Origin of the sequence: Streptosporangium sp. NPDC000239, from assembly GCF_040300765.1 — a bacterium.
Lineage (GTDB): Bacteria > Actinomycetota > Actinomycetes > Streptosporangiales > Streptosporangiaceae > Streptosporangium.
Genome location: NZ_JBEPEI010000007.1, coordinates 110,769 through 135,847 on the forward strand (window position 1 = coordinate 110,769; position 25,079 = coordinate 135,847).

General features: G+C 69.1%; 25 protein-coding genes. 11 read left to right on the plus strand and 14 right to left on the minus strand.

The genetic code is table 11. The features are described 5' to 3' along the window. Window positions 1-62: 62 nt before the first annotated feature. Complete coding sequence (locus ABT340_RS19625) at window positions 63-503, minus strand: nitroreductase family deazaflavin-dependent oxidoreductase (RefSeq protein WP_352012194.1); 441 nt, start codon at window positions 501-503, stop codon at window positions 63-65. Between the two features lie 293 nt (window positions 504-796). Here ABT340_RS19625 and ABT340_RS19630 point away from each other — a divergent pair, with 293 nt between their 5' ends. Then, window positions 797-1,573, plus strand: coding sequence for a GNAT family N-acetyltransferase (locus tag ABT340_RS19630; protein WP_352012195.1), 777 nt, complete (start codon window positions 797-799; stop codon window positions 1,571-1,573). Window positions 1,574-1,619: 46 nt separating this feature from the next. Here the strand turns inward: ABT340_RS19630 and ABT340_RS19635 are convergent, their stop codons facing one another. Then, window positions 1,620-2,495: an IS5 family transposase gene (locus tag ABT340_RS19635; RefSeq protein WP_352012196.1), complete on the minus strand. Its 876-nt coding sequence runs from the start codon at window positions 2,493-2,495 to the stop codon at window positions 1,620-1,622. 120 nt (window positions 2,496-2,615) lie between these two features. Here ABT340_RS19635 and ABT340_RS19640 point away from each other — a divergent pair, with 120 nt between their 5' ends. Continuing rightward, window positions 2,616-3,176, plus strand: a complete 561-nt coding sequence (locus ABT340_RS19640; RefSeq protein ID WP_352012197.1) for a DUF4158 domain-containing protein — start codon at window positions 2,616-2,618, stop codon at window positions 3,174-3,176. Window positions 3,177-3,256: 80 nt separating this feature from the next. Here ABT340_RS19640 and ABT340_RS19645 read toward each other — a convergent pair whose 3' ends face one another. Next, window positions 3,257-3,700 (minus strand): MarR family winged helix-turn-helix transcriptional regulator, encoded by a 444-nt coding sequence (locus ABT340_RS19645; RefSeq protein WP_352012198.1) that lies wholly within the window; start codon window positions 3,698-3,700, stop codon window positions 3,257-3,259. 89 nt (window positions 3,701-3,789) lie between these two features. Here ABT340_RS19645 and ABT340_RS19650 point away from each other — a divergent pair, with 89 nt between their 5' ends. Both ABT340_RS19650 and ABT340_RS19655 read left to right on the plus strand, forming a co-directional pair. Further along, window positions 3,790-4,821 (plus strand): NADP-dependent oxidoreductase, encoded by a 1,032-nt coding sequence (locus tag ABT340_RS19650; RefSeq protein WP_352012199.1) that lies wholly within the window; start codon window positions 3,790-3,792, stop codon window positions 4,819-4,821. Continuing rightward, window positions 4,818-5,672 carry an NAD-dependent epimerase/dehydratase family protein gene (locus tag ABT340_RS19655; protein WP_352012200.1) on the plus strand — a complete coding sequence of 285 codons (855 nt, stop codon included), beginning with the start codon at window positions 4,818-4,820 and terminating at the stop codon, window positions 5,670-5,672. Before ABT340_RS19650 ends, ABT340_RS19655 begins: the two co-directional genes overlap by 4 nt. Window positions 5,673-5,768: 96 nt before the next feature. Here ABT340_RS19655 and ABT340_RS19660 read toward each other — a convergent pair whose 3' ends face one another. Beyond that, window positions 5,769-6,746 carry an oxidoreductase gene (locus ABT340_RS19660; protein WP_352012201.1) on the minus strand — a complete coding sequence of 326 codons (978 nt, stop codon included), beginning with the start codon at window positions 6,744-6,746 and terminating at the stop codon, window positions 5,769-5,771. 100 nt (window positions 6,747-6,846) lie between these two features. Here ABT340_RS19660 and ABT340_RS19665 point away from each other — a divergent pair, with 100 nt between their 5' ends. The 4 genes from ABT340_RS19665 to ABT340_RS19680 all read left to right on the plus strand — a co-directional run bounded on the left by ABT340_RS19665 (window position 6,847) and on the right by ABT340_RS19680 (window position 9,184). Next, a complete protein-coding gene (locus ABT340_RS19665; RefSeq protein WP_352012202.1) occupies window positions 6,847-7,476 on the plus strand; it encodes a TetR/AcrR family transcriptional regulator in 630 nt (209 codons plus the stop codon). Between the two features lie 697 nt (window positions 7,477-8,173). After that, on the plus strand, window positions 8,174-8,503 hold the full coding sequence (locus ABT340_RS19670) for a PadR family transcriptional regulator (protein ID WP_352012203.1): 330 nt from the start codon (window positions 8,174-8,176) through the stop codon (window positions 8,501-8,503). Then, complete coding sequence (locus ABT340_RS19675) at window positions 8,500-8,856, plus strand: DUF1048 domain-containing protein (protein WP_352012204.1); 357 nt, start codon at window positions 8,500-8,502, stop codon at window positions 8,854-8,856. The genes ABT340_RS19670 and ABT340_RS19675 overlap by 4 nt, the downstream gene beginning before the upstream one ends. Window position 8,857: 1 nt before the next feature. Beyond that, window positions 8,858-9,184: a DUF1048 domain-containing protein gene (locus tag ABT340_RS19680; protein ID WP_352012205.1), complete on the plus strand. Its 327-nt coding sequence runs from the start codon at window positions 8,858-8,860 to the stop codon at window positions 9,182-9,184. A 399-nt stretch (window positions 9,185-9,583) separates the two neighbouring features. Here the strand turns inward: ABT340_RS19680 and ABT340_RS19685 are convergent, their stop codons facing one another. Then, window positions 9,584-10,300: a hypothetical protein gene (locus tag ABT340_RS19685; protein ID WP_352012206.1), complete on the minus strand. Its 717-nt coding sequence runs from the start codon at window positions 10,298-10,300 to the stop codon at window positions 9,584-9,586. 20 nt (window positions 10,301-10,320) lie between these two features. Then, window positions 10,321-11,538, minus strand: a complete 1,218-nt coding sequence (locus ABT340_RS19690) for an MFS transporter (RefSeq protein WP_352012207.1) — start codon at window positions 11,536-11,538, stop codon at window positions 10,321-10,323. 99 nt (window positions 11,539-11,637) lie between these two features. On the opposite strand from ABT340_RS19690, the gene ABT340_RS19695 reads away from it, so the two are divergent. Next, a complete protein-coding gene (locus ABT340_RS19695) occupies window positions 11,638-12,723 on the plus strand; it encodes a DUF5937 family protein (RefSeq protein WP_352012208.1) in 1,086 nt (361 codons plus the stop codon). A 101-nt stretch (window positions 12,724-12,824) separates the two neighbouring features. On the opposite strand, the gene ABT340_RS19700 is transcribed toward ABT340_RS19695, so the two are convergent. From ABT340_RS19700 to ABT340_RS19710, 3 genes are all read right to left on the minus strand, one after another. Next, window positions 12,825-13,682, minus strand: coding sequence for a phosphotransferase (locus tag ABT340_RS19700; protein ID WP_352012209.1), 858 nt, complete (start codon window positions 13,680-13,682; stop codon window positions 12,825-12,827). 1,150 nt (window positions 13,683-14,832) lie between these two features. Continuing rightward, entirely contained in the window at window positions 14,833-15,333 is a 501-nt protein-coding gene (locus ABT340_RS19705; protein ID WP_352012210.1) for a hypothetical protein, read from the minus strand. Between the two features lie 58 nt (window positions 15,334-15,391). Next, window positions 15,392-16,285 carry a hypothetical protein gene (locus ABT340_RS19710; RefSeq protein ID WP_352012211.1) on the minus strand — a complete coding sequence of 298 codons (894 nt, stop codon included), beginning with the start codon at window positions 16,283-16,285 and terminating at the stop codon, window positions 15,392-15,394. Between the two features lie 471 nt (window positions 16,286-16,756). Between ABT340_RS19710 and ABT340_RS19715 the strand changes: the two genes are divergently transcribed. After that, window positions 16,757-18,109 (plus strand): serine hydrolase domain-containing protein, encoded by a 1,353-nt coding sequence (locus tag ABT340_RS19715; protein WP_352012212.1) that lies wholly within the window; start codon window positions 16,757-16,759, stop codon window positions 18,107-18,109. An 80-nt stretch (window positions 18,110-18,189) separates the two neighbouring features. On the opposite strand, the gene ABT340_RS19720 is transcribed toward ABT340_RS19715, so the two are convergent. The 3 genes from ABT340_RS19720 to ABT340_RS19730 form a co-directional block, all read right to left on the minus strand. Next, window positions 18,190-19,608 (minus strand): amidase, encoded by a 1,419-nt coding sequence (locus ABT340_RS19720; RefSeq protein WP_352012213.1) that lies wholly within the window; start codon window positions 19,606-19,608, stop codon window positions 18,190-18,192. A 432-nt stretch (window positions 19,609-20,040) separates the two neighbouring features. Continuing rightward, window positions 20,041-20,673: a LysE family translocator gene (locus ABT340_RS19725; protein WP_352012214.1), complete on the minus strand. Its 633-nt coding sequence runs from the start codon at window positions 20,671-20,673 to the stop codon at window positions 20,041-20,043. A 367-nt stretch (window positions 20,674-21,040) separates the two neighbouring features. After that, window positions 21,041-21,619 (minus strand): TetR family transcriptional regulator, encoded by a 579-nt coding sequence (locus ABT340_RS19730; protein WP_352012215.1) that lies wholly within the window; start codon window positions 21,617-21,619, stop codon window positions 21,041-21,043. Window positions 21,620-21,681: 62 nt separating this feature from the next. Here ABT340_RS19730 and ABT340_RS19735 point away from each other — a divergent pair, with 62 nt between their 5' ends. Next, window positions 21,682-22,677: a VOC family protein gene (locus tag ABT340_RS19735; RefSeq protein ID WP_352012216.1), complete on the plus strand. Its 996-nt coding sequence runs from the start codon at window positions 21,682-21,684 to the stop codon at window positions 22,675-22,677. 23 nt (window positions 22,678-22,700) lie between these two features. Here the strand turns inward: ABT340_RS19735 and ABT340_RS19740 are convergent, their stop codons facing one another. Both ABT340_RS19740 and ABT340_RS19745 read right to left on the minus strand, forming a co-directional pair. After that, complete coding sequence (locus tag ABT340_RS19740) at window positions 22,701-23,750, minus strand: AI-2E family transporter (RefSeq protein ID WP_352012217.1); 1,050 nt, start codon at window positions 23,748-23,750, stop codon at window positions 22,701-22,703. 112 nt (window positions 23,751-23,862) lie between these two features. Further along, the gene (locus tag ABT340_RS19745) at window positions 23,863-24,726 is read right to left on the minus strand and encodes an acyl-CoA thioester hydrolase/BAAT C-terminal domain-containing protein (RefSeq protein ID WP_352012218.1); all 864 of its coding nucleotides are present in this window, start codon (window positions 24,724-24,726) and stop codon (window positions 23,863-23,865) included. Window positions 24,727-25,079 lie beyond the last annotated feature (353 nt).

The following is a 25,079-nucleotide window of genomic DNA, read 5'->3' on the forward strand; positions in this document are numbered from 1 at the left end:
ACTCCGAAAGCGCCTCGGTCTCAAGTCATGCGTGGCTTCGACGCGGCGCGGGAGGCCTTTCGTCATTCTTTCCGGGGTATGAGGCGGAAGATGCGGATTTCCCGGCCTGATCTTTCGGCGTAGGCCTCGTAACCCGACCAATGGCGCGTCATGAGACCCCAGGCGTGAGAGCGCGCTTGCTCGTCTATGACGGGCTCGGCGTCGACCGTGAAAGACCGGCCCTTCATCAGTACCGTTGCCGTGGGGTGAGCCATCAGGTTGGCTGACCAGGACGGATGGTTCCGCTGCCCGAAATTGGTGCCGACGATGATCAGCGCATCTTGGTCCCGGACGTAGACCAGCGGGCTGGAACGGGCCCTGCCGCTACGGCGTCCGACCGTCGTCAGAACAAGGGAGTTGTCGACCCGTCCGATCAGCGCCCAGCGTCCTTTGCTGACCTTCTGTACCCATCGGTCGATGTTGGCCAGGCGGCGCCAGACCAACGTTGGCCAAGAGAAACCCATCTGACCTACCAAAGAATTCGAGGAGAGGGACACAGCCGTTCGGGAGACCGATGCAAGTCTGCTGTCTCCGCGGGGCCGCTGCCGTTGCCGCTGGAATCGGAGAAGGTGGCGCGCGGGCCGGCTTCAGCCGGTGAACCGGACAATGAGATCACCTCTCAAACAGGAAGAGGACACTTAGGGCGTGTATCGAAAGTGCTGGTCGTCGGCGTGGCGCCGCCTAAAATGACATGCAGTCTTCGCCGGTCGTGCTGGGATCAGTCCCTATGAATGATTACCTTCTCGATATAGCCGACTTGACGGACAAGATGGAGCGGAACCTGGCGGAACACGCCTGCCATCTGCACCGAAGCATGTCCGGTGCGACCGTCACGGAGGCGGGTGACCTCTTGGTCGCGGACAGCGGCCTGGACGACGACACGTTCAACATCGTCGCAGCGGCTCGCTTCACCGCCGGCCACGCCGCGGCCCGCATCTCCGAGACCGTCGGGTCGCTGGCCGGCACCGGCCGCGGTTTCTCCTGGTGGGTGGGACCTGCCTCGACACCGACAGACCTCACCACCCGCCTGACCGCGGCTGGCCTGCCGGTGTCCGAGCGTGAGACGGCGATGTGGGCCGAGCTGGACGACACCCTGCCGATTCCCCATGTCCCGGGCCTGGACATCCGAACGGTGACCACGCCCGAGCAGCTCGACGATTACGCCACGGTCCTCGCCGCAAACTGGAATCCACCCGCTGAAACCGTCCGTGACTTCTTCGCCCGGGCTGCATCCCAGGCTCTGGACGCTACCTGCCCGGCCCGCTACCTGGTGGGCTACGTGGAGAACCGCCCGGTCTGCTCCGCCGAGGTGTTCCACCACGCCGGAGTCGCCGGCGTCTACAACATCTCCACTTTGGCCGCCCACCGCCGGCGCGGCTACGGCGGAGCCATTACGCTCGCGGCCCTTCACGCTGCCCGCGAGCGAGACCACGGCATCGCGGTCCTGCAGGCGTCTGCCGACGGCGAGCCTGTATACCGCCGCCTGGGGTTCCGCGCCTGCGGTCAGTTCGTCGAACACGCCATCAACACCTGAACCTCCACAACTCCACGGACATCCTTTGTCGTCCTGATCGAGCTGGTCACAGCCATTCATTGATAGCCCCTACGAGGACAGTGGCCTCGTAGCGGCCCGCAAGCTTGTCGTATCTCGTGGCCACGGCCCGATTCCTTTTCAGGCGGTTGATGCCGCACTCGACGGCATGCCGAGCCTCGTAGTCCTCGGCGTTGAATCCGGGCGGCCTGCCACCGAGGGAACCGAGCTTCTTGCGGTTGCGTGTCTGGTCGGCCTTGTCCGGAATGGTGCAGCGGATGCCGCGGCGGCGCAGGTAGCCCCGGTTCATGCGGGAGGCGTACGCCTTGTCCGCACGGACCCGGTTGGGGCGGACACGCGGCCGACCCGGCCCGAGGTGGGGCACACCTACCCGCTCCAACACGGGCTCGAACTGCGGCGAATCGCCGCGCTGCCCTGCCGTGATCACAATCGACATGGGCTTCTGTCCCTGCTCGACCGCCAGGTGCAACTTGGTGGTGAATCCGCCGCGCGACCTGCCCAGCCCGTGATCTCCGGGCTCGGTGAACACACCGCCAGGCGGTTCCTTCTGCAGGTCACCCCGTTTATGGACCCCGGCTGCATGCCGGTGAGCGCGGCAGACTGTGGAGTCGACACTCAGGTCCCAGACGATCGCTCCTCTCGCGTCGGCCAGGGACTGAAGCCGAGTGAGGATCTGCTGCCAGGTGCCGTTCCGCTGCCACCGACGGAACAAGTCGTAGACCTGGCTCCACGGTCCGTACTCGACGGGCACGTCCCTCCACGGCACACCGGTCCGCACACGGAACCGTATGCCGTCGATCAACTGCCGGCGCGACCAGACATGGGGCCGTCCCACTCTCGCGCCCTTCGGCAGCAACGGTTCCAGCACTGCCCACTGCTCGTCCGTGAGATCTCCTCCTCCCATGAACGGTGATCATTCACAGCTCAAGATCCGTTTCGATACACGTCCTAGCACTCTTAACGCAATGAGCTGGGGCGGCGCCAGCGGATCAGAGCACAACCGAGGCTGAGGAAGGCCTCGTGGATGTCAGCGCGGGTGCTGTACGTCTTCTTCACGCCGTCGCCGGAGGAGGTGGCCTGGGCCGAACAGTGCACCGGCAGCTCCGAGTCGTGCTTCGCGCTGGTGCCGGCGTTGAAGTGCTTTCAGAAGATGGCGCGCTTCCCGTCCCCGGACGAGATCCCCGACGTGGTGGTCGACCACGACCGGCGCTGCCTGGAGTTGGCCGAGAACATCTTGCCGGACCACGGGTCCTTCCCGAGCGCGAAGGCGCATCGCAAGCTGGTGCGCCAGCGTCAGGGTGTGAAGTACGACGCGGGCCAGGCCCGGGCGATCGCCGCGACGGCGGTCCGGAAGGCGGCCCACGCCAAGAACAACCCGGCGGATCTGATCAACGTGGCGATCGAGGAGTTACTCCGGCTCCGGCTGGAACTGCTCGGGTACACGACGCTGGAGGACCTGGCCACCAGCATCCGCGCCGAGGTGAACGCCACCATCTTCGCCACGATCCTGCAGCGGTCGGGCCCGAACAGAGGGTCTGCTCGTCGTCGGTCCGGACGGCAAGTCGACGTTCAACCGGCATGGTGACGATGCCCGAGGCATCGCCCATGTGGGACTGCTCCATCGCGTCTCCTGCCAGGTCGGACCGCTTACCACGCCCCGAAGGGTCAGCTGTTCGGTTCCCGTGTTCCGTTGAGGGCCTTGCGGAGCAGGGTGGCCAGTTGGGCTTGTTCGCGGGCGCTGAGGTTGGCGGTGGCGGACCGGGCGAATTCGAAGGACTCCTCGAAGGCGGCGTAGAGGGCGGCTCCATCGGAGGTCCGGACGATCTGCCGGGAGCGGCCGTCGCCGGGGTGAGGTCGACGGTGGACGAGATCGCGAGCCTCGAGCCTGCTGATGATCTGGGTGATATTGGACGCGTCGCAGTTGAGTTCGTCGGCCAGTTCCCGCATCCCGATCTGCCGGGTGAGCCGCCCGAGCACACAGGCCTGCGCCACGCTCAGCCCGTGCCCCAGAGCGGCGGTTTCGTATGCGCGGTCGTAGGCATCGACGAAGTCGAACATCGCCCGTTCGGCATCGGTCGACGCGGCGACGGGCCCCGAAGGTGCAGCCATGGAGCCGATTCTACCAAGAACTTGATGGACTCAAGTATATGTGCCAAGGTAGATACTTAATTGGGTCAAGTATCTACGGGGGCATTCTAATGACGGTCACCAGCAAGGGACGGGCCCGGGAGTGGCACCTGGCGCGACGGCCGCAAGGGCAGGTGTCGGCCGACGACTTCGCGCTGGTCGAAACCGAGATTCCCGAATTGCGGCCCGGTCAGGTCCTGGTTCGTAACACGCACTTGTCGGTGGACCCGTACATGCGTGGCCGGATGGACGACCGCCCGTCCTACATCCCGCCATTCCCGCTGAGGGCGCCACTGGAGGGAGGAGCGATCGGCGTGGTCGTCGAGTCCCGTGCGGACGGTGTCAAGCCGGGCCAGGTGGTTGAGCACTTCCTGGGCCTGCGCGAGGCCACCGTGATCGATGCGGCCGGGGTCGTACCCATCGACACCGACGATCTGCCCGCCGAAACCTATCTCGGCGTGCTCGGCGCGACGGGCCTGACCGCATGGCTGGGCATCACCCAAGTGGCGTCGGTGCGACCCGGCGACACGGTGTTCGTCACGGGAGCGGCCGGGGCAGTCGGGAGCATCGCCGGTCAGATCGCCCGGCTGCGGGGAGCCAAGCAGGTGATCGGCAGCGCGGGATCGTCCGCCAAGGTGCGCCATCTGGTCGATGACCTCGGTTTCGACACCGCCTTCGACTACAACGACGGTGCGGCTGGTGAGCACCTTGCACAGGCCGCCCCGGACGGCATCGACGTGGTCTTCGACAACGTTGGCGGCGCCCAGTTGGAGGCCGCGATCGACCATCTCCGGGTCGGTGCCCGGCTGGCCCTGTGCGGGATGGCCAGCCAGTACGACGGCCGGGAGCCATACGGCCTGCGGAACCTCTACCAGTTGGTCACCAAGCGGGTGACCGCGCGCGGCTTCCTGGTCACCGATCACCAGGACCAGATGCCCGCCTTCCGCGCCGAGGTGGGTTCCTGGGTACGCTCGGGCGAGATCGTCCACCGGCAGACGGTGGTGGACGGCATCGAACGGATGCCCGAAGCCCTGCTGGGCCTGCTGCGCAGTGGGGCGCCCACGATCGGTAAGGCCGTCGTCCGGCTCCAGGAGCAGGCATGATCCGCACGGTGCTGGTGACTGGAGCCCGAGGCAAGACAGGACGCGAGGTGGCCGCCCGGCTGCGCCGTTTCGGGATCCTCGTCCACGCTGGGTCGTCGCAGCCCGCCAGGATGTCAGACACCAGAACCGATCCGGTCCGTTTCGACTGGCACGACCGGGCGACCTGGCGCGAGGCGGCCGCGGCCGTGGACGCGATCTACCTGATGCGCCCCGACTATCCCACCGCCCCCGAACTCGTCGCCGATCTGGTCGAGGTGAACCCGGACGCGCATGTCGTCCTGCTGTCCGAGCAGGGAGCCGAAACCCTCTCGCCGGACCACTGGGCGCGCCGGGTTGAGGACGCGGTCGTCACTCGGGCCGCTTCCTGGACCCTGCTCCGTCCGTCCTGGTTCCACCAGGTCCTGACCGATTCTCGGTTCTACCGCGACGCCATCCGGGACGACCGTGTCCTGAGCCTGCCCTCGGGCGGTGCCCCGATCGCGTGGGTGGACGCACGCGACATCGCCGACGTCGCTGTGGCCGCGCTCCGCGCGCCGGAGGATCACCACGGCCGAGCGCACACGATCACCGGTCCGGACCCGGTTCCCGTCGCGAACGTCGCGCAGGAGCTCTCCGCGCGTCTCGGCCATCGGATCCGCGCCGAGGACCCGTCCCCGCGGGAAACCCTCGACGGCCTCGACCCCTGGATGGCGGACATCCTCGACGACCTCTACCACCGCGTCCGACACGGCGGTTTCAGCCGGCTCTCCCCGGCCGTGAAGCAGATCACCGGGCACGAGCCCACATCAATAGGCGAGTTCATCAACGCCCACCTCGACCAATGGAGGAGAAGCCCGATGTCAGCCCCGTAGCCGCCCACCGGCCGGGCCGGTGATCCGTCAGGGTGCCGGGCCTGCGCGAGCTCGAACAAGCCCAAGGGCCCGGCGCGGATCTATGGGCATGGTTCCTCAGCTCGTGGGCGATGCACGCCAGTGCAGGCCAGCCGCCGTACACGCCGGTAAGGCGTAGGTGACTCCGGTCAGGCGTTCGGACAGTTGCCACAGGTGTGTGGCCGTATCGGTGTCGCGGATGGCGCGTTCGCGGGTGCGGCGTACGGGCTCGCCGCGCAGTTGCAGTGGCCCGTCGGGAACGATGTAGCTGCCGCCGGACAGGTCCGGTACCGTCGCCGCGTACAGTGAGGTCTTCGCCCCTTCCGGCGTCGGGCGGAAGGCCGCGCGCACCACCAGGCGCGTGAGGGTCGCGTACAGTCGTCCTCTGTCGCTGTTGGCGCCGCCGGTGAGCACGTTGGTGCGGGTGAGCCCGGGGGCGACGGCCATGCTGCCCAGCCGCAGCCCGGCGGCGTCGGCCCGGCGCTGCAGCTCCATGGCGAAGTAGAGGTTGGCCCGCTTGGACTGCACGTAGGCGAACACTGTGCGATATCTGCGCTCGGCGTTGAGGTTGCGCAGGTCGAAGCGGGCAAAGCGCTGGCCTTCGCTGCTGACGGTTATCACCCGCGGGTCGGGCGCGGCGAGCAGGTGCGGCAGCAGTAGGCCGGTCAGGGCGAAGGCGCCCAGATGGTTGACGCCGAACTGCGACTCGAACCCGTCGGCGGTCCGGGCGTACGGCACCATCGCCACCCCGGCGTTATTCACCAGCAGATCGAGCCGTCCACGGTCCCACCCGGCGGCGAACTCACGGATGGAGGCCAGGCTGCCCAGGTCCACCCGGCGCAGTTCCAGGCGGGCGCCGGGCACCTCGCCTTGCATGCGGGTCAGCGCGAGCCGGCCCCGTTCGGGGTCGCGGCAGGCCAGGACGACCTGCGCGCCGTGGCGGGCCAGTTCGCGGGCGGTGATGTAGCCGATACCGCTGTTGGCTCCGGTCAACACCACGACACGACCGGTCTGGTCGGGGATGTCGTTGAAGGTCCAGGCGGGAGGGCTGTGCATGATGTGCCACCTCAGAGGAATGGGACCAACACATCGCAACTTTGAGTTGCGATAAATTGATCCTGTCATTCGCCTTCGAATATCGCAACTTGGAGTTGCAATGTGGTCTGGTCAACCCCCTGCCCGGCCGGTCGGCCGCGGCGCCAAAGTACGCGTCGCCGTCCACGCCGCCACCCTCGCCGAGCTCGTCGACAAGGGCTACGCCGCGTTGACCGTCGAGAACGTCGCCCAGCGCGCCGGGGTCCACAAGACGACGGTGTACCGCCGGTGGAAAGATCGCGAGAGCCTGCTCATCGACGCTCTGGCCGAACACATGGCGACGGACATCCCCGTGCCCGACACCGGCGCGATCGAGACCGACCTGCGGGCGCTGGCGCGCTCGATCGTCCAGGCGTTCACCAGCCCGGCCGGGCAGGCCATCCTGGCCGCCATGTTCACGGGGGCGGCCCACCTTCCGGAGATCGCCGCAGCCCGCCGGCAGGTGTTCGACGACCGGCTGGCCAGGGTTGAGCCGGTGCTGAGGCGTGCCATCGAGCGCGGCCAGCTTCCCGGGGACACCGATCCCGCCGAGGTGCTGAAGACCCTGGCCGCGCCGATCTACCTGCGCCTGCTCATCACCGCCGAACCCGTCGACGAGACGATCGCCGACCAGGCGGTGCGCGTCACGCTCGCCGCCGTGCACGCGGGCGCCCTACGGCCGGGGCGCGACGATGAGCCGGTCGGCGAATGAGGACGCCGGTCTGGTGCGGTTGCGGCCACTGCCCGTCTCCCTCGGCGCCGGCAGACCTTCGGCAGCACCCTTCGGCAAGGCCTTGATGAACCTGCCTCCACTCGCAGCCAAGCTCGGCCTGATCACCGTCGCAGACCATCAGCGACCGGCCCTTGTTGAGCTTGTCGTACACCGTGGCCGCAAACGAGGCAGGAGCGGGGTGATGGGCGTTCGCGGTGATCACGGTGGAGGTACCCGTCGGCAACGGCACCGACCACCCCACCTCGGACTTCAACAAGATCAAGCCCAATGGCAGGTACGGCCCGCGGTCGGGCACTCCATCGTCGGTGAGCGTCCAGCGACAGGGCTCCAACGCCTTCCAGGCCACCGCCACTGACGGCACAACAGTTTCGCCCCCAGCGCCGGGCCGGCCGTGCCGAAGGTGACCGAGAAGGATCGCCGGGGACCTGGCGTCCGTCGCCGTACCCACTGATCAACTGAGTGGAGACCGGCCGGAGCTGTGGGAGTCCGGGCCATCACGGAGCACTGACGGGCAAAGAAACCCCAGGTCACTACCGCCAATTCCTACACCCAGCCTCCTCGGAGGCCCACCCGCCCTTGCGCGCTCGCGTTCCCAGCTACTCGGTGTTGCTGAATAGCGGTACTCGGTGCTACTTTGTACCGGTAGTCAGTAGCACCGAGTAGTCGAAGGGGGTCCATGGACAAGCAGATGACGGAGATGCTCAAAGGCACACTTGAGGGCTGCGTGCTAGAGATCATCGGTGGCGAGGAGGCCTACGGGTACGCCATCACGCGCCGGCTGAACGAACTCGGCTTCGCCGACGTCGTCGAGGGGACGGTGTACACCATCCTGCTGCGGTTGGAGCGGAACGAACTCGTCCAGGTGACGAAACGGCCCTCCGAGGTCGGTCCGCCGCGCAAGTTCTACACGCTCAACGACGCCGGACGCGAGGAACTCGCGAAGTTCTGGGCGAGATGGCAATACGTCTCATCACGTATCAACAGCCTCAAGGAGGGCCGGAGATGAACTTCTGGGAGACCGTCACAGGCAGCGATCTCACCCGGGAATGGAAGGCGTTCGAAGCCCGGGCCAAGGCCCTGCCGGACGACCACCGGGCGGCGTGGGAGCAGATCAAAGGGCAGCTGTTCCCCTACGGAAGCTTCACCGGCCGCAACCTGACACCGATCTTCGACGCCGCGCTGGGGCTGCTGGAGGAGACGGCTGCGGACGGGCAGAGTGCCCAGGAGGTGCTCGGCGACGACATCGCAGGCTTCTGCGCGGCGCTGACCGGCGGGGAAGAGGCCCGCACCTATCGCGACCGGTGGCGCGAGCAGTTGAACAGGAACGTCGCAAGAAAACTGAGCCGGCTGGGAGGCTGACGTGGGAATCCAAGACATCATCGAGGGCAAGAAGCAGTGGCGGGCGCACACGGCACGCGTCAAGGCGCTCCCGCCCGACTACCAGATCGTCTACAAGGAGATGCAGAAGTACCTGTTCAAAGTCGGGCCGGTCGATCTGCCCGACGGGCCCCTGCTCCCCGGGATCGTCGACTTCTTCGAGGAAGGCGCCGCCGCGGGCAAGGGGGTCCTGGAGCTCATCGGCAGTGACGTCGCCGCGTTCTGCGACGACCTGATCAAGGGCTCTCCCACCTACGCGGAGATCTACCAGGAATCCATCAGCGGGGAGGCCGGCGCGACCGAGAAGTAGTCCGCTCGCCCAGTGTCGGCGGAGTTCTCCGGCCGATGAACCGCCCCCTGACCACCGCACCGGCAGTCCTTTTTGCCACTACGCGCGCCAAGCCGCGCCAGTCCTCCCGCCGAAGTCATCACGGACGTTCACGCCGATCGCCGGCAGCCGCCCGCTCGCGCCTCCCACGAATGGCCGACCCACCACTAAGCAGCCGGAACGCCAAGATCCTAACGATCAGCGATCAAGCCCCCGGCTCGTTTCTGCCGTATTTCGGGGGCACCCCAGGCCGGGCACCAGAGAGAAGGGTCCCGGCCTTGCCGGGACAGCCCGTGCGCCGCCCGTACGGTGACGGTCCCCGATCTGACTCCCGCGCCCCGGTACCGCCCGCGGGGCAGGAGAGCGCCGACTCGACCAACGTCATTCGGTGACAGGACGGCGTTTCCTCCCCTCCGGGCTGAAGATGAAAGTGTCTCTGAACCGTCCTCTCCCGTGGCGGACGGCGAGGAGGACGGGCTCACTGTGGAGCGGCGGCCAGGTCGACACGGCGTCCGAGTCGGTCCCGTTCCAGAGATGGAAGAAGATCATCGGTTCGTTCACCTGCTCGGTCAGGTAACCCAGAGTCTTCCCGTAGAAGGGGTTGCTGCCGCCGAAGAGCACCGAAGGCGGGCCAAAGGTCTCCACTACCTCGCTGAACAGGCGGTCTTGTCCAACCCAGGTGCGTGATTCCTGACGTACGGACTCATGTTCCTCGGCCGTGAGCACCCGGTCCGCTCGCAGCCATCCGTGAACGTGGGCGAACTCCGCGTAGACCGAGGCCGGGCCGTGTTCTTCACTGTTCGGTAGCAGGGTCCTGAACGCCCCCGTCACACCGATCGAGGTGAAGGCACCTCGAGACTCCATCGCCCGGCGCTCCTGCTCCCAGGCATCGTCTTGGTTCTCGGCGTAGGCGAGGTGGTCGAGCAGTAGCAGCAGAGCCGTCTCCCCGCCGAACATCCCGGGACGGCGAAGCGCCGAATTGAGCCGGTCAGTCAGGTAGTCGCGAATCTCGGCGGCGGAACGTGGCCCGGAAGGAGCGATCATCACGCCATCTTCACCTAAGCCTTGACGCGCTTCCGAGGCGGTCGCCGGGCTCACGAGCCTGCTCGTGCCCGGCGTCAGCGATCGCTGAGCCGCGTTCCTTGATCCTTCTCGGTGGCGACGGCGGAGGCGGAAAGGAGCGTCGCGGCGGCGAGGCCGCCCCAGAGGGCGGCCGAGCCTCGGGTGGCGAGAGCGGTGATGACCGCCGGAGAGACCGCGAGGCCGAAGCCCGTGGAGAGCTGGAAACGGGCGAGGGCCCGTCCCAGGAGATGGGCCGGAGCGAGAGCGGTGACGAGCGCGGTGGCGCTACCGGCATAGATGATCTCGCCGATGGTGCAGACCACGGACACCGTGGCGACCGCCGGGGCGCCCCAGCCGCTTCCCAGTGAGGTGGCCGCGAGAAAGCCGAGGTAGGACGCGGCGAGCACCACACCGGCGAGAGCCAGTACGGTCCGGCGGGAGAAGCGGGACATCAGGACGGTGACCGGAACCTGCAGGCTGACCACCAGCACCGTGTTCGCCACGAAGATGGCCGCCGACCACACCGGGGACGCGTGCAGCTGCGTCACCAGGATCAGGGGGAGTGCGATTTCGGGGACGTTGAGGCAGAAGACGTAGATCACGTTGGCGGCCAGCAGCGCGCGCATCCGAGGCGCGGGCTCACCGGCCCCGTCCACGGCAGGAGGGGTGGCCGGATACGTGCGCAGGTGAACCGACCATGCCAGGGCGGCCGCAGCGAGATAGGCGAGCCCGGTGACGGCTGCCAGCGCCTGCAGTGCGGCGGTGCCACCCGCCAGGCATGCGGTGGCGAGGAGGGCGCCCACGCCCAGGCCGGCATTACGCAGGGCGCGGCCTCCCGCGAGAGCGGCGTCACGTTCACGGCCGTGGGCGACCGTGGCCACGAGGGCCGCGTGGGCGGCCGGCCATGCCTGGTTGCCGATGCCGAGGAAGAGCGCCGCCGTCGCGAACAGCCAGACGTGCCCCGCCGGGGCGGCCAGCAGTAACACCACGCCCAGCACCCGCACCAGCATCGACGCCGCCACGACCGTGCTGCGGGCGCCCCGGTCAAGCCACCGGCCGACCACGGGCATGCACACCAGGCCCACGACGACACCGGCCGTCATGGCGATTCCGGTGACCGGCGCGGACAGCCTCAGCACCGTCACCCCGTAGAGCAGCAGAAAGGGCCGTAGCAAGCCGGTGCCGAGCGCGTCCACGACCAGGGCGACGGCATAGCGGGGGCCTCCGGAGGCACGGACGAGGGCGCGCGGCTGAAACTCGGTGGTGGTTGCCATGGCGTCAACGATGTGCTCGGCCGCCGGGCGGGCTACGTCGGTTGACGAACACCGTCAACCGACGCGGTCGTCGGCCGTCCGACCAGCGATGATGAGGAGATGACGTTGAGGATCGACATCGGCGGCCTGCCGTCCGGGCGGCTGCGGTTCGCTGTCTCACCGCTGGCCGAGCTGACCGCGATGCTGCACGTGCTGGCCGAACCCGGGCACCACCCGCAACTCGCCGGCTGGGCCGGGGACGTCTGGGCCGGGCTGCGGCCGGAGCTGGCCGAGCGGCTCAGGGAGGCGGAGTTCCTCTGGCGATCCTCACGAGCCGACTTTCTGGTTCCCGCCTGCCCCCGGCCCACCCTCGCCGAGGAACTGGACGATGTGGACCAGATCGACGATGAAACCTATGTCACCGCCGCGCTCATCACCACGTGCGGTAGCAACCGGGTTCACTTCTCCGCACCGTCGCCGCTCGCCGACGCGACGGCGCGCGAGCGGGCCCTCAACCTGGCCCAGGCCCGCGGCGCGACCCAGGAGGCCTTCGCGGAACGGCTGCTCGCGGACCCGGCCGCCGTGCGGGCGCGGGTGCGCCACACCCTCGAACAGTGCGCCGAAGCCTTCTTCGACGCCGCCTGGGCGAGCGTCGCCGTACAGCTCGCCACCGACCTGCGCCTGAAGAACGACCTGCTGAAGCGCCAGGGCATCGGGGCGGCGCTCGCATCGGTCTCCGGCGCCGTGACCCTGACACCGGACGGCGACTGCATCATCGTGGACAAGCTGCAGGACAACGCGACCGCCGCCCACGGCACCGGGGTCACCTTCCTCCCCAGCGTCTTCGGCCGCCCGCACCTGGTGGTGGTCCACGCGCCCGGGTGGCAGCCGGTGGTGCAGTACCCCGTGGCCGAGGCGAGTCCGTCGGAGCCGGTGTCGCTGGAAACGGTGACGCTCCGGCTGGAGGCACTCGCGCATCCGGTACGGCTGCGGCTGCTGCGCACTCTCGCCCGCGGTCCGCACACCACCGGTGAGCTGGCCCACGCCTGGGAACTCTCACCCCCGGAGGTTTCCCGCCACCTCGCTGTCCTGCGCCGCGCGGGTCTGCTCACGGCCCGGCGACACGGTCGTTACGTCCGTTACACCGTCAACCTGCCCGATCTGACGGCGCTGGGCGCCGATCTGCTGACGGCCGTACTGCGCTGAGCCGACGCCTCGTAGGCCGTGGAGCGGCCGATCTTGAGGGTGCGGGCGGCCTCGGTGATCGAGACGCCGTCGTCGACCGGACGGCGCAGGCGGGGCGCCGCTCAGTGACCGCCACCGGCGGCGTACTCCCGGCGGTCGAGGTCGGCCTGCATCTGGGCGAGCCACTCCCGGCCCCTTCTGCGCCCGTCGGGGAGCTGGTCGTCACGGTCCCAACGCCAGGAGACCGCGAGGGCGAGGCTGAGGATCCGGCAGTCGGCGAGCAGCCCGGAGTCGGCGCCTGGGTAGTGCGCGGCGACGTCCTCCGGGGCATGCGCGAGGTCGAACTCGACGGGTCCGCGGCAGGCGGTCTCCAGGTCGATGAAGAGCAGCCCGTCCGCGGTGGCGAGCAGGTTGCCGGGGTGCGGCTCGCCGTGCAGGAGCTGTTGCCGCGTGCCGCGGTCCAGGATCGCGCGGCTGATTCCGTGGAGGGTGCCGGTCAGCAGGGCGCGTTCCGCGGCGCCGAGGTCCGGGCTGGCGGCAGGGTCCTCGACCACCCGGAGCGCGTCGGCGACGCGGTCGGTGAAGTGTGGTGCGGCGAAGTCGACGCGGCGCAGGCCGGCGTGCAGCCGGGCCAGGGCGTCGGCGTAGGCGGCGGGCGGGTGCTTCTCGGGTACGGCGGTGGGCTCGTGGTAGGTCCAGAGGGTGACGGCGAAGCCGTCGCGGACATGGACGCGGGGCTCGGCCCTCGGATCGAGCCCCGCCACCGGGCTGCCGGTCCCGGCGAGGCGCCGGGCGATCTCGACCTCGGAGTCGAGGCGGTGCGCGAGGGGCGCGACCCGGGCGAGCACGCCGCTGGGCCGCAGCAGGACGACGATCCGGTTCGAGTTGTGCAGCACAGCGGCGTCGTCGGCGCCCAGACCGTACTCGGCGGCCGTGTCGACGGCCGCGGCCACCGCCCGCGGGATCTCGGTGTCCTTCACGTGTTCGGTGCCTCTCCCTGCTGGAGTCGATGTATGCGGCGCAGGCCCTTGGCCCGGCCGGACGTCTGATGCGTCGTGACCAGGTCAGCGCGGCCGGACATAGCGGATCCCGGGGCCGTGGTCGTCCCGTGCCGTCAGGGACCGGTCAAGGAGAGCGCTCGCGTCCGGATAGCCCCGAAGCAGCGCCGTACCGCAGCCATCGCCGTTGAGTCGGCAGTCGGCCAGGGCGAGAGTGGATGTGAGCGCGTTGGCCTGCTCGGGAGGGCGCGCAGCAGCGGGAAGGGGTCGAAGCGGCGGGCGTCGCGGGTTCGTCCGGTGGGTGGCCAGCGTTGCACCGGCACCCGTGTGCGGTCGACTGCTCCTGGAGAAGTGCGAGGGCCCGCCGGTCACGTCTGTATGCAACACCACCGGGCCGGTTCCGCGCATTCGGTTTATCGCCGGTGTCGGCGGAGGGCCTGGGTGTCAACCCCCTGGGAACGTAGTGAGCCTCCCCTCATCCCACGGCGAGCGTTCCGGAGAACAAGGGGAGTGGACGCCATGCGCGCCGGGAGTTCCCGGAAGCCGCCGCTGATGACCGTTCCCTGAGTCGAAGAAGGGACAGCCGACCGGAGTGTTCCCGCACGTCACCGGTACGTGAATCCATCTACTTCGCGACTCGGCACACCTTCATGACTACCGGGTCATGACGAAGGGCGTTGAGGATCGATGTGCGAAGAACGACCTTGACGTCGGCCTGCCGGAAGCCGAGGTTGTCCTGGCGTGGACGTGACGGCCGAGGGGCGCTTGAACGGGTTCCGAGCGCGAGGCTCCCGTCACGGTGATGTCGCATGTGTCCGATGGCCGTTGGTGTCCTGCCCAGAAGTGCCTTGGGCGGGGTCACTCATGGCTGTGCGCGCCAGGCTCGCGCCTTTGACAGGGCACGGGCCTGGCTTTGCTCAAGGTCCTGGCCGGGAGTCCAGCTCGGCGCTCACCCGTCGGCGCCGGGATGGAAGTCGTCCTTCATCGGGGGACCCTGCCGCTGTGGGGCCGGTGGCCGTCACCCATCGGGCGAGGGCCGCGACGACGTGGGCGGATTCGGAAACGGCTCGCGTGACCGTCACCGGATTGTTCAGCGTGGGAGCCGCCATCCGATGGCGGCGTCGCTCGCCCGTTACAGACCGATCCAGCTGTTGGCCGAGCAGGCGCTGCGGGTGACCCACCGATGCGAGGAGATCTGACGAGCCATGGGGCCCTTGGTGTTGCCGTTGGAGTCGACGAACCTGAACTTGCTCAGGTCGGACTCCCAGTCGCCCACGCCCAGGCATCGGTACCCGGCGGCGTAGTCGTAGTTCTCGTAGTCGTACAGGGCGACGACCTCGTACTTCCCAGGTATGCCGGTGTTGAGGACGGACATGGCGTTGTTGCCGGCACTGTCGCGGAACCCACCCGAGTTGTCGGCCCAATTGGGGTCGTCACCCGAGTCGTAGCCGATTTCGCCCCCGTAGCAGAAGGTGTCCGCGTAGGCGTTGATATCGCCGTCCTGCCCGTAGATTTTCTTCATCGTGAGGCAGTGCGACTCCATGGCGGTACCGGCCGCCGAGGAGGGGGAGGACACGGGAACTACGGAGACCGCCAGACCCACGGCTACAGCCGCGAGACGGATCTTGCGCATGGTTCTCTCCTTCGTGAGCCCTGGTTGAAGGGCGATCCGCGACCTTGCGCCGCGGAGGTCAGGGGGTGGAGTGGTTGATCTCTTTCGCACGCTCAAGCGCCTCGCGCAGCAGCCGGGCATGGGTCCGGAGATCGGCCGCGTTGGGGCCCTCCACCTTGGGCCGGTACTCGGCTTGCAGCGCACGCAAGGTCGAGGTGAGCGAGGTGGCGCGTGCGCAGGTGGCCTCCGCCACCGCCAGCTTCACCTCGACGGCATGAGCCTGGGCGGGAGCCAGCCCTTTGGCCAGGCCGGGAAGAGCCGCCCGGATCTCCATTGGCGTGGTGTAGGTGTGGCCTTTCCCGCGCATGCATCGCGACCATGAGGACAGGGCCGTGGTGAAGCGCGCGTCCTTGGTGATCGCCCGCATGTACAGCGGCGCGATGTTGGAGGCGAGCGCGTCCAGGGGAAACCATCGCTCACGGTCGCCGTAGAGCTTTTCGTTGCTCGACAGCTGACACCCACCGAGGGCGTTGTTGATCGTTCCTCCGTCGGGCAAATGCGCGGTGAGCACTTTGACATCGTCGCCGCCGCCCATGGCGAGGGTGTACCGGGCTCGACGGGCCGCGGGCAGGCTGTCGCGGTAGGCGAGATTGGGGTCGTCTCGCTTTTCCCGCATGACCTCCTGCTGATCGAGCCCCCCGTACCCGTGCTCACGCGCCCAGCCCGGATCGTCCAGGACGAGGCCGAACCCCCGCGACGGCTCCCACATCTTCGGCACCCAGTACCAGAAGCCCTGCTCACGCATGCAGTCGCGGATGAGCAGGAGTTCCGCGCGTTTCAGGACCACGTAGTCGGTCTGGGTGAGCGGAGCGGGCGGCGCGCTGGGGCCGGTGGCGCAACCGGCGAGCGACCCCAGGATCAGAGCGTGGCCTGCGATCACCGCTACGGCCCGTCCACGCCCCGTGAAGAGCATTCTCCTGCCCCGTTCTGCTCGGAATCCATGTCGATGCGGTACCTGCCGTCGCTCCTCTGGTGAGAAGCCCTGCCCTGTGACCGCTGGAGACGGTCCCGGGTGGCGGCAGGCAGGGCTCAGTCTGGGCGGCTGGTGAATTGTCTGAAATCCCGATTCGCCACCGAAACAAAACATGGTCACCTCGACGGCACTGGCACTATGCCCGTTTTGTCACATTTGGGAGGATGTGAAAGCCGTCCGGGACTCCATGGTTCCGGTCGGCCCGATGAGCCGGCCCGGACCGCGTGAGGCGATCACCGAACCGGCGGCGGTCGCCGGGCTGACCGTCACCGGCATCGAGAGGACGGCGGGCGATCCCGGTCTCCGCGGGACCTCGCTCACACGCGAAAGGCACCGAGGACAGAGCGGGGCGGTCCCGTTCCCCTCGCCGCCCGGCGCCGCGGAGAAGGGCTTGCGAGTACGGTCCTCGATATGACGCTTCTTCCGGATCTTCAGGGATGGATCGACCGGGCCGCCGAGCGGCATGGAGTACCGGGAGCCGCGGTGGCCGTCGGGATGGGGGATCAGCTGGCCGAGGCGGCCACCGGAGTGGTCAATCTGGACACCGGGGTTGAGGCCACCGTCGACAGCCTGTTCCAGATCGGGTCGGTCACCAAGGCCTGGACAGGCGCCCTGGTGATGCAGCTCGCCGGGGAAGGGCTGGTCGACCTCGATGAGCCGGTCCGAAGGTACCTTCCCGAGTTCGGGGTGCTGGACGCCGCCGCCTCGGAGAGCATCACCGTGCGGCAACTGCTGTCGCACACCGGTGGGTTCGACGGGGACCTGTTCGAGGACACCGGACGCGGGGAGGACGCGGTTGCCAAGTTCGTCGCGTTCATGCGTGGCAACGCCCGGCAGGTCAGCGGGCCGGGGGAGCTGTTCTCGTACTGCAACGCCGGTTACTGCGCCCTCGGCGCCCTCGTCGCCAAGCTGCGCGGGCGCACGTGGGAGGCCGCCATGCGGGAGCTGCTGATCGATCCTCTCGGAGCGCGGCACATGGCGCTCTACGCCGAGGAGGCGATCATGTTCCGGGCCGCGGTCGGGCACGTCGGCGAGCCGCTGCGGGTGTCACCCCGGCGGCAGCTGCCGCAGTCGAACGCGCCGGCCGGGTCCACGCCGAGCGCCGCGCCGCGCGACCTCGTACGGTTCGGGCGGATGCTGCTGGCCGACGGCGTGGCGGCCGACGGGACACGGGTACTGCCCCCGGGAACCTTCGCCGAGATGCGCAGGCCACAGGTCACACTGCCGCGGCTGGGGGAGCGGTACCCGGCCGCCTGGGGCCTCGGGCTGATGCTCTTCGACTGGGACGGCGAGGCCGTGGTCGGCCACGACGGCAGCACCCCGGGGCAGTCAGCGATCTGGCGCATCGTGCCCGGCCGAGGCCTGGTGCTCGCCGTCCACGCGAACGGCGGCCACACCTCGGCCTTCATCGACGAGGTGCTGGCGGAGATCCTCTCGGCCACCGCCGGGATCCGCCTGCCGTCGCGGGTGCTGCCGCCGGACACCCCGGTGCCGTTCCTGCCGGAGGCCTGCACCGGCAGGTACTCCGCGCCGTCGGTCACCTACGAGGTGAGGGCCGATGCCGACGGGCTGGAGATCACCGACATCCCGCACGGCCTCGCGGCGCAGTTCGGGGAGAGCGGCACGACCGCCCGCTACGTCCACGCCGGCGACAACCGCTTCGTCGGCGTCGAGCCGGACGGAGGGCTGCACCCGTTGATCTCCTTCCTCCAGGACGGGCGCTTCCTCTACAACCTGCGCGCCGTGCCACGGGTCACGAGTTAGAGCTCGGATCGTCCCTGAGGGGCCGGCGGCGCCGTCGCCGGCCTGGGTCACGGGCGGCCCTCGTACGGCGGCCACGGCTGTCAGCGCCTCCCGATGGAGAACCGGGGGATCCGGCGGTTCCAGGGCATCGCCTGCTCCAGCTGGTGCGCGATGCGCAACAGCAGGTCCTCACGGCCGTAGGGCGCGATGATCTGCACCCCGATCGGCAGCCCGTCGTCGCTCTGACCGAGCGGCAGGCTGATCGCAGGCTGTCCGGAGACGTTGAAGACCATGGTGAACGGGCCGTAGTCGAAGATCGATCGCAGCCAGCTCGTCAGGGTGTGGTCGGGGTCGTCGTAGCGAAGGGTGCCGTGACGGGCTGGAAGCCCGCCCAACGTGGGCGTGACGAGCAGGTCGTGTTCGGTGAAGAAGGCGCCCACCGATCGGGTCACCCGGTTCTGCGCGCCGAAGGCGGCCATCATGTCCAGCGCGCTGTAATCCTTCGCGACTTCCAGAAGCCGTCTGGAGACCGCTTCCATCTTGGCCGGGTCAGGGCTGCGCGGGGCCAGGAGCAGCGTGGAGGCGATCGCCACGGATGTCGCCGTCGCGCAGTGCAGGACGTCGTCCCAGTCGAGGGCCGGGCGGGCGTCGGTGACGGCGTGTCCCATCTCCTCCAGTGTCCGGCCGACCAGGAGCGTCGCCGTCGCCACCTGGGGATCCACCCGGGCCCCCGACCAGGCGGCCGTGGTCACCGCCACCCGCAGCGGCCCCGGTTCCGCTCCCAGGACGTCGGCGTACCGGCCCCGTGGCGGTGGCGCGGTGTACTTGTCGCCGACGCCGGGCCCCTGAACGGCGTCCAGCAGGTGAGCGGCGTCGCGGACGGTCCGGGTCAGCCCGAACTCGTAGACCATCCCGAGCATCGCCTCTCCCATGTCGGGTCCGCACGGGACACGGCCTCTGCTCGGTTTGAGGCCGACGAGGCCGCAGCAGGCGGCCGGGATCCTGATGGACCCCGCTCCGTCACCGCCGTGGGCCACGGGTACGGCACCGGCCGCGACCAGGGCCGCCGCGCCACCGCTCGAACCGCCGACGCCCCGCTCCAGGTTCCACGGATTGCGCGTCGGCCCGTACCTGACGGACTCCGTGGCGAAGCTGATCGCCATCTCCGGCACGGTGGTCAGGCCCAGGGTGACCAGGCCCGCGGCCCGGAAACGGGTCATCAGGTCGCTGTCGTGCCGGGCGGCGGCGCCCCGCAGGGCCCGGCTCCCCATGGAGAACGGGATTCCCCGAGCCACCGGCCCGTGGTCCTTGATGAGAAACGGGACCCCGGCGAGGGGCCCGGTCCCGTCATGTTCGAGCGCCGGGGTGAACAGCGGCAGCGCCAGGCCGTTCACCTGGTCGTTCGCCACGGACAGGGCCTCGCGCGCCGCGGTTTCCACCTCTTCGGCGGTGACCTCTCCCGCCCCGATCAGTTTCCGGAGCCCGATCGCGTCGTACCGCGCGTACTCGTGAAGTTCCATAAGACTCAGTCCCTCTTGGCGTCCTGGACGCCCACATCGATCACAGGAGGGTTCCGTGTCGCCGGAACCCTCATCGCTCACATGGGTCGGCGGCGCGCCCGGCGAACCGAACGGCTGCGACGACGGGCAGCGCCGACGGGGTGGCGGCCTCAACCGGGCCGTCACCTGTCGGTGATCGAGGTGTTTCTACGCTCGGGACATCAAGGGAGAGCCTCGCAGAGCCCGGCTTTCGGCATCAACTGAAATATCCCGACTCCGCAGGCGTCGGCCCGCGGGTTGGCACCGTGTGTCCGGGCCCGCCGCCGGACCCGGTCACACGGCCAAAGCCTCCTCATCCCGGTCCGCGGCCTGTCCCACGGCCCAGGCGCTGAGCATCGGCTACGCGTCGGTGGCCAAGGCGGGCGCACCGGCGTTCGCTCTGGCCGCGAAGGGTCAGTTCGGAGCAGACGCGAGAGTCACGCCCAAGCCGATGAACAGGGTCCCGGTCGCGGCGTCGAGACGGCGGCGCACCACCTGCCGGTCGCGCAGCCAGCCGCCGATCCGCCCCGCCAGCACGCCGACCGTCGCGTCGGCCAGGAACTCCAAGATGATCAGGATCGCACCCAGGATGGCGAACTGCAGCCAGACGGGCCCCGCCCCGGGGTCGATGAACTGGGGCAGAAAAGCGACCATGAAGGTGAACGTCTGCGGGTTGGCCATGGAGGACACCACACCGTTGAGGAAGGCACGCCGACCGGTCATGCCGCTGCCGGTCCGATCGCCGGCCCGGCCCTTCCTGAGGTTGCGGAGCATCTGGACGCCGAGGTAGACCAGGTACGCGGCGCCGCCGAGCCGCAGCGCCGTGAACACGACGGGAAGCGTCGTCAGCAGCACGGAGAGTCCGGCCGCCGCCGCGGCGATGTACAACGCGTCCCCCGTGACCACGCCGAGCGTGGCCAGCAGCCCGGCGCGGGCGCCACCCCGCACACCGCAGCCCAGGACGAACAACATGTCCGGGCCCGGGGTGATCAGAGCGACGACGGTGGTCACCGTGAACACGGCGAGCAGGTGTGAATCAATCGGCATTCAGATCATCCTGTCATTCCGGTCAAACACCTTGAGCATGTGTGGATCGCGGCGGACGTCATGTTGTGCGCGACCTGGCCGTCCGTAACCGGGAAAACCTGCGGTGCGTACAGCTGGGCGCTGGCGCGTAGGGGAGGGCACGGACTGTTCGTGGCGGTCAGCGGCCGATCCGTCCCGTACATGCCGGACATCCGGCGTATGAACGGCCGGGGGCACGGCGCCGCGTTCGCCGAGGAAGGTCCTGAACACCTCCGCGGGCAACGGCGCGGCGGATCGTCCGGGTGCGACCGAAGGCGCTGCGCGCCGCGGGAGGCCGTGGTGGTGGCCGATGCCGAAAGCTCCGAGCACCCGGCCTAGGGCATCCGGTTCACAGGGTCAGGCCCGACTCCAGATGTGCCAGCGCCGTGTCGATCTCGGCCGGGCCGTCAAGGCCGGAATTCCGCGCCCACTGCACCCAGACCATCGCCACCACGCCGAAGGCGGCGCCGACCGCGTTCCGGATCCGCGGATCGTCCCCGGCGCATCCGGCCTTCTCCGCCACGATGGAGCAGACTTCGCCGATCAGGTGGGGACTTCTCCGCAGGTTGGCCACCAGCAGCTCGGGCACGGTGGCCGCGAACACCTCCCTCGCGTGCCCCGCGGCGATCTCCTCGGCGGACAGGGCGGCGAACGCCGTGCGGAACGCGCCGCGTAGCACGGTGACCGGAGCGCCTGGCGGTTGGGAGGCCAGCGCCTCGACGAGAGGAGGGAAGCGGTCGAGCGTGACCAGGTCCTCCTTCGTCGGGAAGTAGCGGAAGAAGGTGGCCGGGGAGATCTCGGCCGCTTCGGCTATCTGCTCGACGGTGGTGACGGTGTAGCCACGCTCTCGGAAGAGCCTGAACGCCTCACGCAGGATCGTCTCCCTGGTTCTGGCCTTCTTACGTTCGCGCAGTCCGATCTCAGCCACGTAGAAGATTCTATCGCGCTCACAAATGATAGTGTACTCTCAAAAAAGAGTTGACTATCAAAATGTTCGGACCGGAAGACCTGGAGGTGCCCGCCATGGGCCATGACATCAACGGCCTGCACCACGTCGGCCACATCGTGCACGACCTGGACCAGGCGATGGAGCGCTACCGGCGGCTCGGCTTCGCCGTGGCCGCCCCCGCCTACCCGGTCATGCCGGCCACGCCGGGAGGCCCCGCGGAGCCGTTCGGGGTGGCCAACACCCACGTGTACTTCCCGCGTGGTTTCGTCGAGCTGGTGGCCGTCATCGACGGCACCGGCCGCATGCCCGGCGACGCGCGCGCCATCCCCTTGCGGGTGCCCGAGGACAGGGTGGCGGGGCTGAGGGCCGCCATCCGGGCCACCGCCGACGGTATCGCGTCCTTGCTGCAGCGCTTCCAGGGCGTGCACATCGTGATCGCCGACACACCCGACATCGACCACGTGGCCGCGCGACTGGCGGCAGACGGTGTCAGCCACGGTGGCGTCCACGACATCCAGCGGCCCGTCGAGACCCCCACGGGGACCAGCATGGAACCCGCCCGCTACCTGGAGGTCTCCGACCTCCGGCTGTCACCGGGACGCGTGCAGGAAGGCAGGCTCGGGTTCGCCCAGAACGTGTCGGCCGAGACTCCCCAGGACCAGCGGCACATCGACCACCCCAACGGCGCGACCGGGCTGGTCGAGTGCGTGCTGTGTGTGGCCGAAACGGCGCTGCCCGAGGTGGAGCGCCGCTACGAAGGCTACTTCGGCCGGGCGCGACACGGTCGGGTAACGCGTTTCGACCGGGCGAACGTCACCGTCGTGCCCGCATCGGCGCTCGCCGACCTGCTGCCCGGTGAGCGACCGGCGGCCCTGCCCGCGTTCGTCGCCTACGCGGTGGCCGTACGCGACCTCTCCGTCACCGAAAAGCTCCTGTCCGACAACGACATCCCGGTCGTCCGGACCGGCCCTGAGGAGATGTTCGTGCCCGCCGACGCCGCGCTGGGCGTCGCGATCGTCTTCCGTCAGGACGGCTGACGCCGGCCCCGCCGAGAGCTCCGTCAGCGGGGCTTCTCGCCCGAACGCTCGTCGTGCCCCGTGACGAAGGGGGAGGCCCAGGCGGTCGTGGGGTCGGCGTCCAGCAGTACGGCACGGGCGAAGGAACTGAGCGGCACCGCCAGAACCGCCCCGAGGGCTCCCAGAGCCCAGGTCCACACCAGGAGGGAGAGCATGGTCACGGTGGTGGACAGGCGGGCCGACCGCCCCGCGTACTTCGGTTGGACGACCGACTGGATCAGGAAGTTCAGCACGCAGTAGGCCGCGATCACCCACAGCATCGTGGCCACCCCGGAGTCCAGCAACGCCAGCACGGCCGGGGGAGCCAGCCCGATGATGAAACCGACGTTGGGGATGTAGTTCGTGATGAACGACAGAAGGCCCCACAGCAGCGGCAACGGCACACCGAGCAGTGCCAGGACCGCCGTGTCGAGCAGCGCCACGATCAGTCCGAAGACCGTGCAGACCATCAGGTAGGCACAGGTGTCACGGGCGAATCCCCGCAACGCGGTCACCAGGCCGGGGCGTTCGGTCGTGAGAGCACCCGTCGCCCGCTGCAGGACGGCCGCGTCCAGGCTCATGCCGTACAGGACCAGGACGGTGATCAGCACCGCCGAGACCGTCCCGGTGAGACCGGACAGCAGGCTCTGCGCCGCCTGGACGAGGCGGTCGGGGTCAACGCCGCTCAGCGCCTTCCTGATCTGGGACCGGTCGACGCCGATGTCGTGCAGGACCCTGCCCGCGGACGACAGCAGACGCCGGTACTGGTCGGCGTACTGCGGGACGAGGCCGGCGAACCTGGCCGCGGCGACCACCACGGCTCCGCCGAGGGCGCACAGCACGAGCAGGATGACCGTGAGGGGGACGAAGGCCGCCGCCCATCCCTTCAACCTGTCACGCAGCGGGCTCACGGCGATCGTCAGGGTGAGCGCCAGGAACGCCGGGGCGATCACCGCGCTGAGCTGTCTGACTCCCCACAGCACTATCACCGCCGCCGCGCAGGACGTGAGAGTGCGGAATCCGACGGACGACGACGCGGGGTTTCTCACCGGCATGCCGTGACGTTATGTGATCATCCCCGGCGCTTCCGGACGGCAACACGCCCCTTGGCCGATCGCATACCGTACGCCCCGGAACCGGTTGGGCGCCCCGCCTCCGCCGTCGGCCTCAGCGAACGGCCGCGAGCACGTACGGCCAGGCGGCGGCCCCCAGCGCCGCGTCGGCCTCGGACGTGCCGCCGTGGTCGAAGTGGATGGACGGGGGCGGTGCCACCTCACCGGGAAAGACGACCCGGTGGCCGGCGTCGTCACGCGTGACGAGCACCACATCGCGCCCGGCCGCCAAGCGCCGGGCCTCCAGTTCACGCGCGAAACGCAGGGACGGCCACATCCGGTCGGCGCCACCGGCGATCAGCACCAGGTCCGCACTGATCCTCTCCACCGGGATGGCCGCGGCGGGCACCAGGTCCGCATGGGTGGCGAGGCTGCGTTCGTACGAGCCGAGCAGGGCGACCGGTGTGCCTTCGGGTTCCGCCGGTGTCCAGGAGTCGTCATAGGGGACGAAGGGCAGCGGTCGTCCCCGCCAGGTCCAGCTTGAGCGGAACGGACGGTTCCTGCCGTCGGTCCCCGGGCCGACGTTGGCCCAGATGACGGACGACGGAGCAAGCGCGATCACGGCGTCGGCGCAGTCCGAGAGGGCGGACACGAGCAGCGCCGCCTCGGCGCCCTTGGAGAGCCCGAGGACGCTGACGCGTCCGGCACCGCGTTCGCGCAGCAGTTCGGCCGCGGCGACAAAAGTCTCCAGCGGAAGCTCACAGATGCCGGGAGGCTGCCCCGGTCCGCCGAACCACCGGATCGACATCGCCGTCACACCGGCACGGGCGAAGAGCCTGCACCGCTCGCGCTCGACACGGCCACTCGACCCGGACAGCACGAGGACACCCGCACCACTGCTGTCCGCCGACGATGCGGCTTCGGCGAGGAACCCCTCCCAGGGCCCGGTGAGTTCGCACTCATCGATCTTGGTGATCATGCTTGGCAACCTATCGCAGGCAAGACGACCCAATGGGGCGAGGTTTCGCCGTTTTGGTTGCTTTGATATTTGCCGTACTGACCCGGCCAAGGGTGATGCTGTTTGTGCAGTTTTGGGCATTATCGGACAGGCCCGCTCGGGGCGAGGACCGCCGCCGTGCCGGACCGGTGCCCGGCGGTCCGGCACGGCCCGCCGGCCACCCCGGCCACCGGCCCGTCCGGCGGGCCGCGGAAAGCGCGAACGGCGTCGGCGCGCCTCCCATGTCCGGCGAATATGGCAGACGGTGCCCGTCGCGCCACCCGGGATTCTTCGCCGCGGATACAGGTGTGAATGCGCGTGCCGCCCACCGGATT

Excerpts from the sequence above, each read along its gene's own strand:
- ABT340_RS19625 (WP_352012194.1), bottom strand. The coding sequence starts at position 503 with ATGGGTTTCTCTTGGCCAACGTTGGTCTGGCGCCGCCTGGCCAACATC.
- ABT340_RS19635 (WP_352012196.1), bottom strand. The coding sequence starts at position 2,495 with ATGGGAGGAGGAGATCTCACGGACGAGCAGTGGGCAGTGCTGGAACCG.
- ABT340_RS19640 (WP_352012197.1), top strand. The coding sequence starts at position 2,616 with ATGTCAGCGCGGGTGCTGTACGTCTTCTTCACGCCGTCGCCGGAGGAG.
- ABT340_RS19645 (WP_352012198.1), bottom strand. The coding sequence starts at position 3,700 with ATGGCTGCACCTTCGGGGCCCGTCGCCGCGTCGACCGATGCCGAACGG.
- ABT340_RS19650 (WP_352012199.1), top strand. The coding sequence starts at position 3,790 with ATGACGGTCACCAGCAAGGGACGGGCCCGGGAGTGGCACCTGGCGCGA.
- ABT340_RS19655 (WP_352012200.1), top strand. The coding sequence starts at position 4,818 with ATGATCCGCACGGTGCTGGTGACTGGAGCCCGAGGCAAGACAGGACGC.
- ABT340_RS19660 (WP_352012201.1), bottom strand. The coding sequence starts at position 6,746 with ATGCACAGCCCTCCCGCCTGGACCTTCAACGACATCCCCGACCAGACC.
- ABT340_RS19665 (WP_352012202.1), top strand. The coding sequence starts at position 6,847 with ATGTGGTCTGGTCAACCCCCTGCCCGGCCGGTCGGCCGCGGCGCCAAA.
- ABT340_RS19670 (WP_352012203.1), top strand. The coding sequence starts at position 8,174 with ATGGACAAGCAGATGACGGAGATGCTCAAAGGCACACTTGAGGGCTGC.
- ABT340_RS19675 (WP_352012204.1), top strand. The coding sequence starts at position 8,500 with ATGAACTTCTGGGAGACCGTCACAGGCAGCGATCTCACCCGGGAATGG.
- ABT340_RS19690 (WP_352012207.1), bottom strand. The coding sequence starts at position 11,538 with ATGGCAACCACCACCGAGTTTCAGCCGCGCGCCCTCGTCCGTGCCTCC.
- ABT340_RS19695 (WP_352012208.1), top strand. The coding sequence starts at position 11,638 with ATGACGTTGAGGATCGACATCGGCGGCCTGCCGTCCGGGCGGCTGCGG.
- ABT340_RS19705 (WP_352012210.1), bottom strand. The coding sequence starts at position 15,333 with ATGCGCAAGATCCGTCTCGCGGCTGTAGCCGTGGGTCTGGCGGTCTCC.
- ABT340_RS19710 (WP_352012211.1), bottom strand. The coding sequence starts at position 16,285 with ATGCTCTTCACGGGGCGTGGACGGGCCGTAGCGGTGATCGCAGGCCAC.
- ABT340_RS19715 (WP_352012212.1), top strand. The coding sequence starts at position 16,757 with ATGACGCTTCTTCCGGATCTTCAGGGATGGATCGACCGGGCCGCCGAG.
- ABT340_RS19720 (WP_352012213.1), bottom strand. The coding sequence starts at position 19,608 with ATGGAACTTCACGAGTACGCGCGGTACGACGCGATCGGGCTCCGGAAA.
- ABT340_RS19725 (WP_352012214.1), bottom strand. The coding sequence starts at position 20,673 with ATGCCGATTGATTCACACCTGCTCGCCGTGTTCACGGTGACCACCGTC.
- ABT340_RS19735 (WP_352012216.1), top strand. The coding sequence starts at position 21,682 with ATGTTCGGACCGGAAGACCTGGAGGTGCCCGCCATGGGCCATGACATC.
- ABT340_RS19740 (WP_352012217.1), bottom strand. The coding sequence starts at position 23,750 with ATGCCGGTGAGAAACCCCGCGTCGTCGTCCGTCGGATTCCGCACTCTC.
- ABT340_RS19745 (WP_352012218.1), bottom strand. The coding sequence starts at position 24,726 with ATGATCACCAAGATCGATGAGTGCGAACTCACCGGGCCCTGGGAGGGG.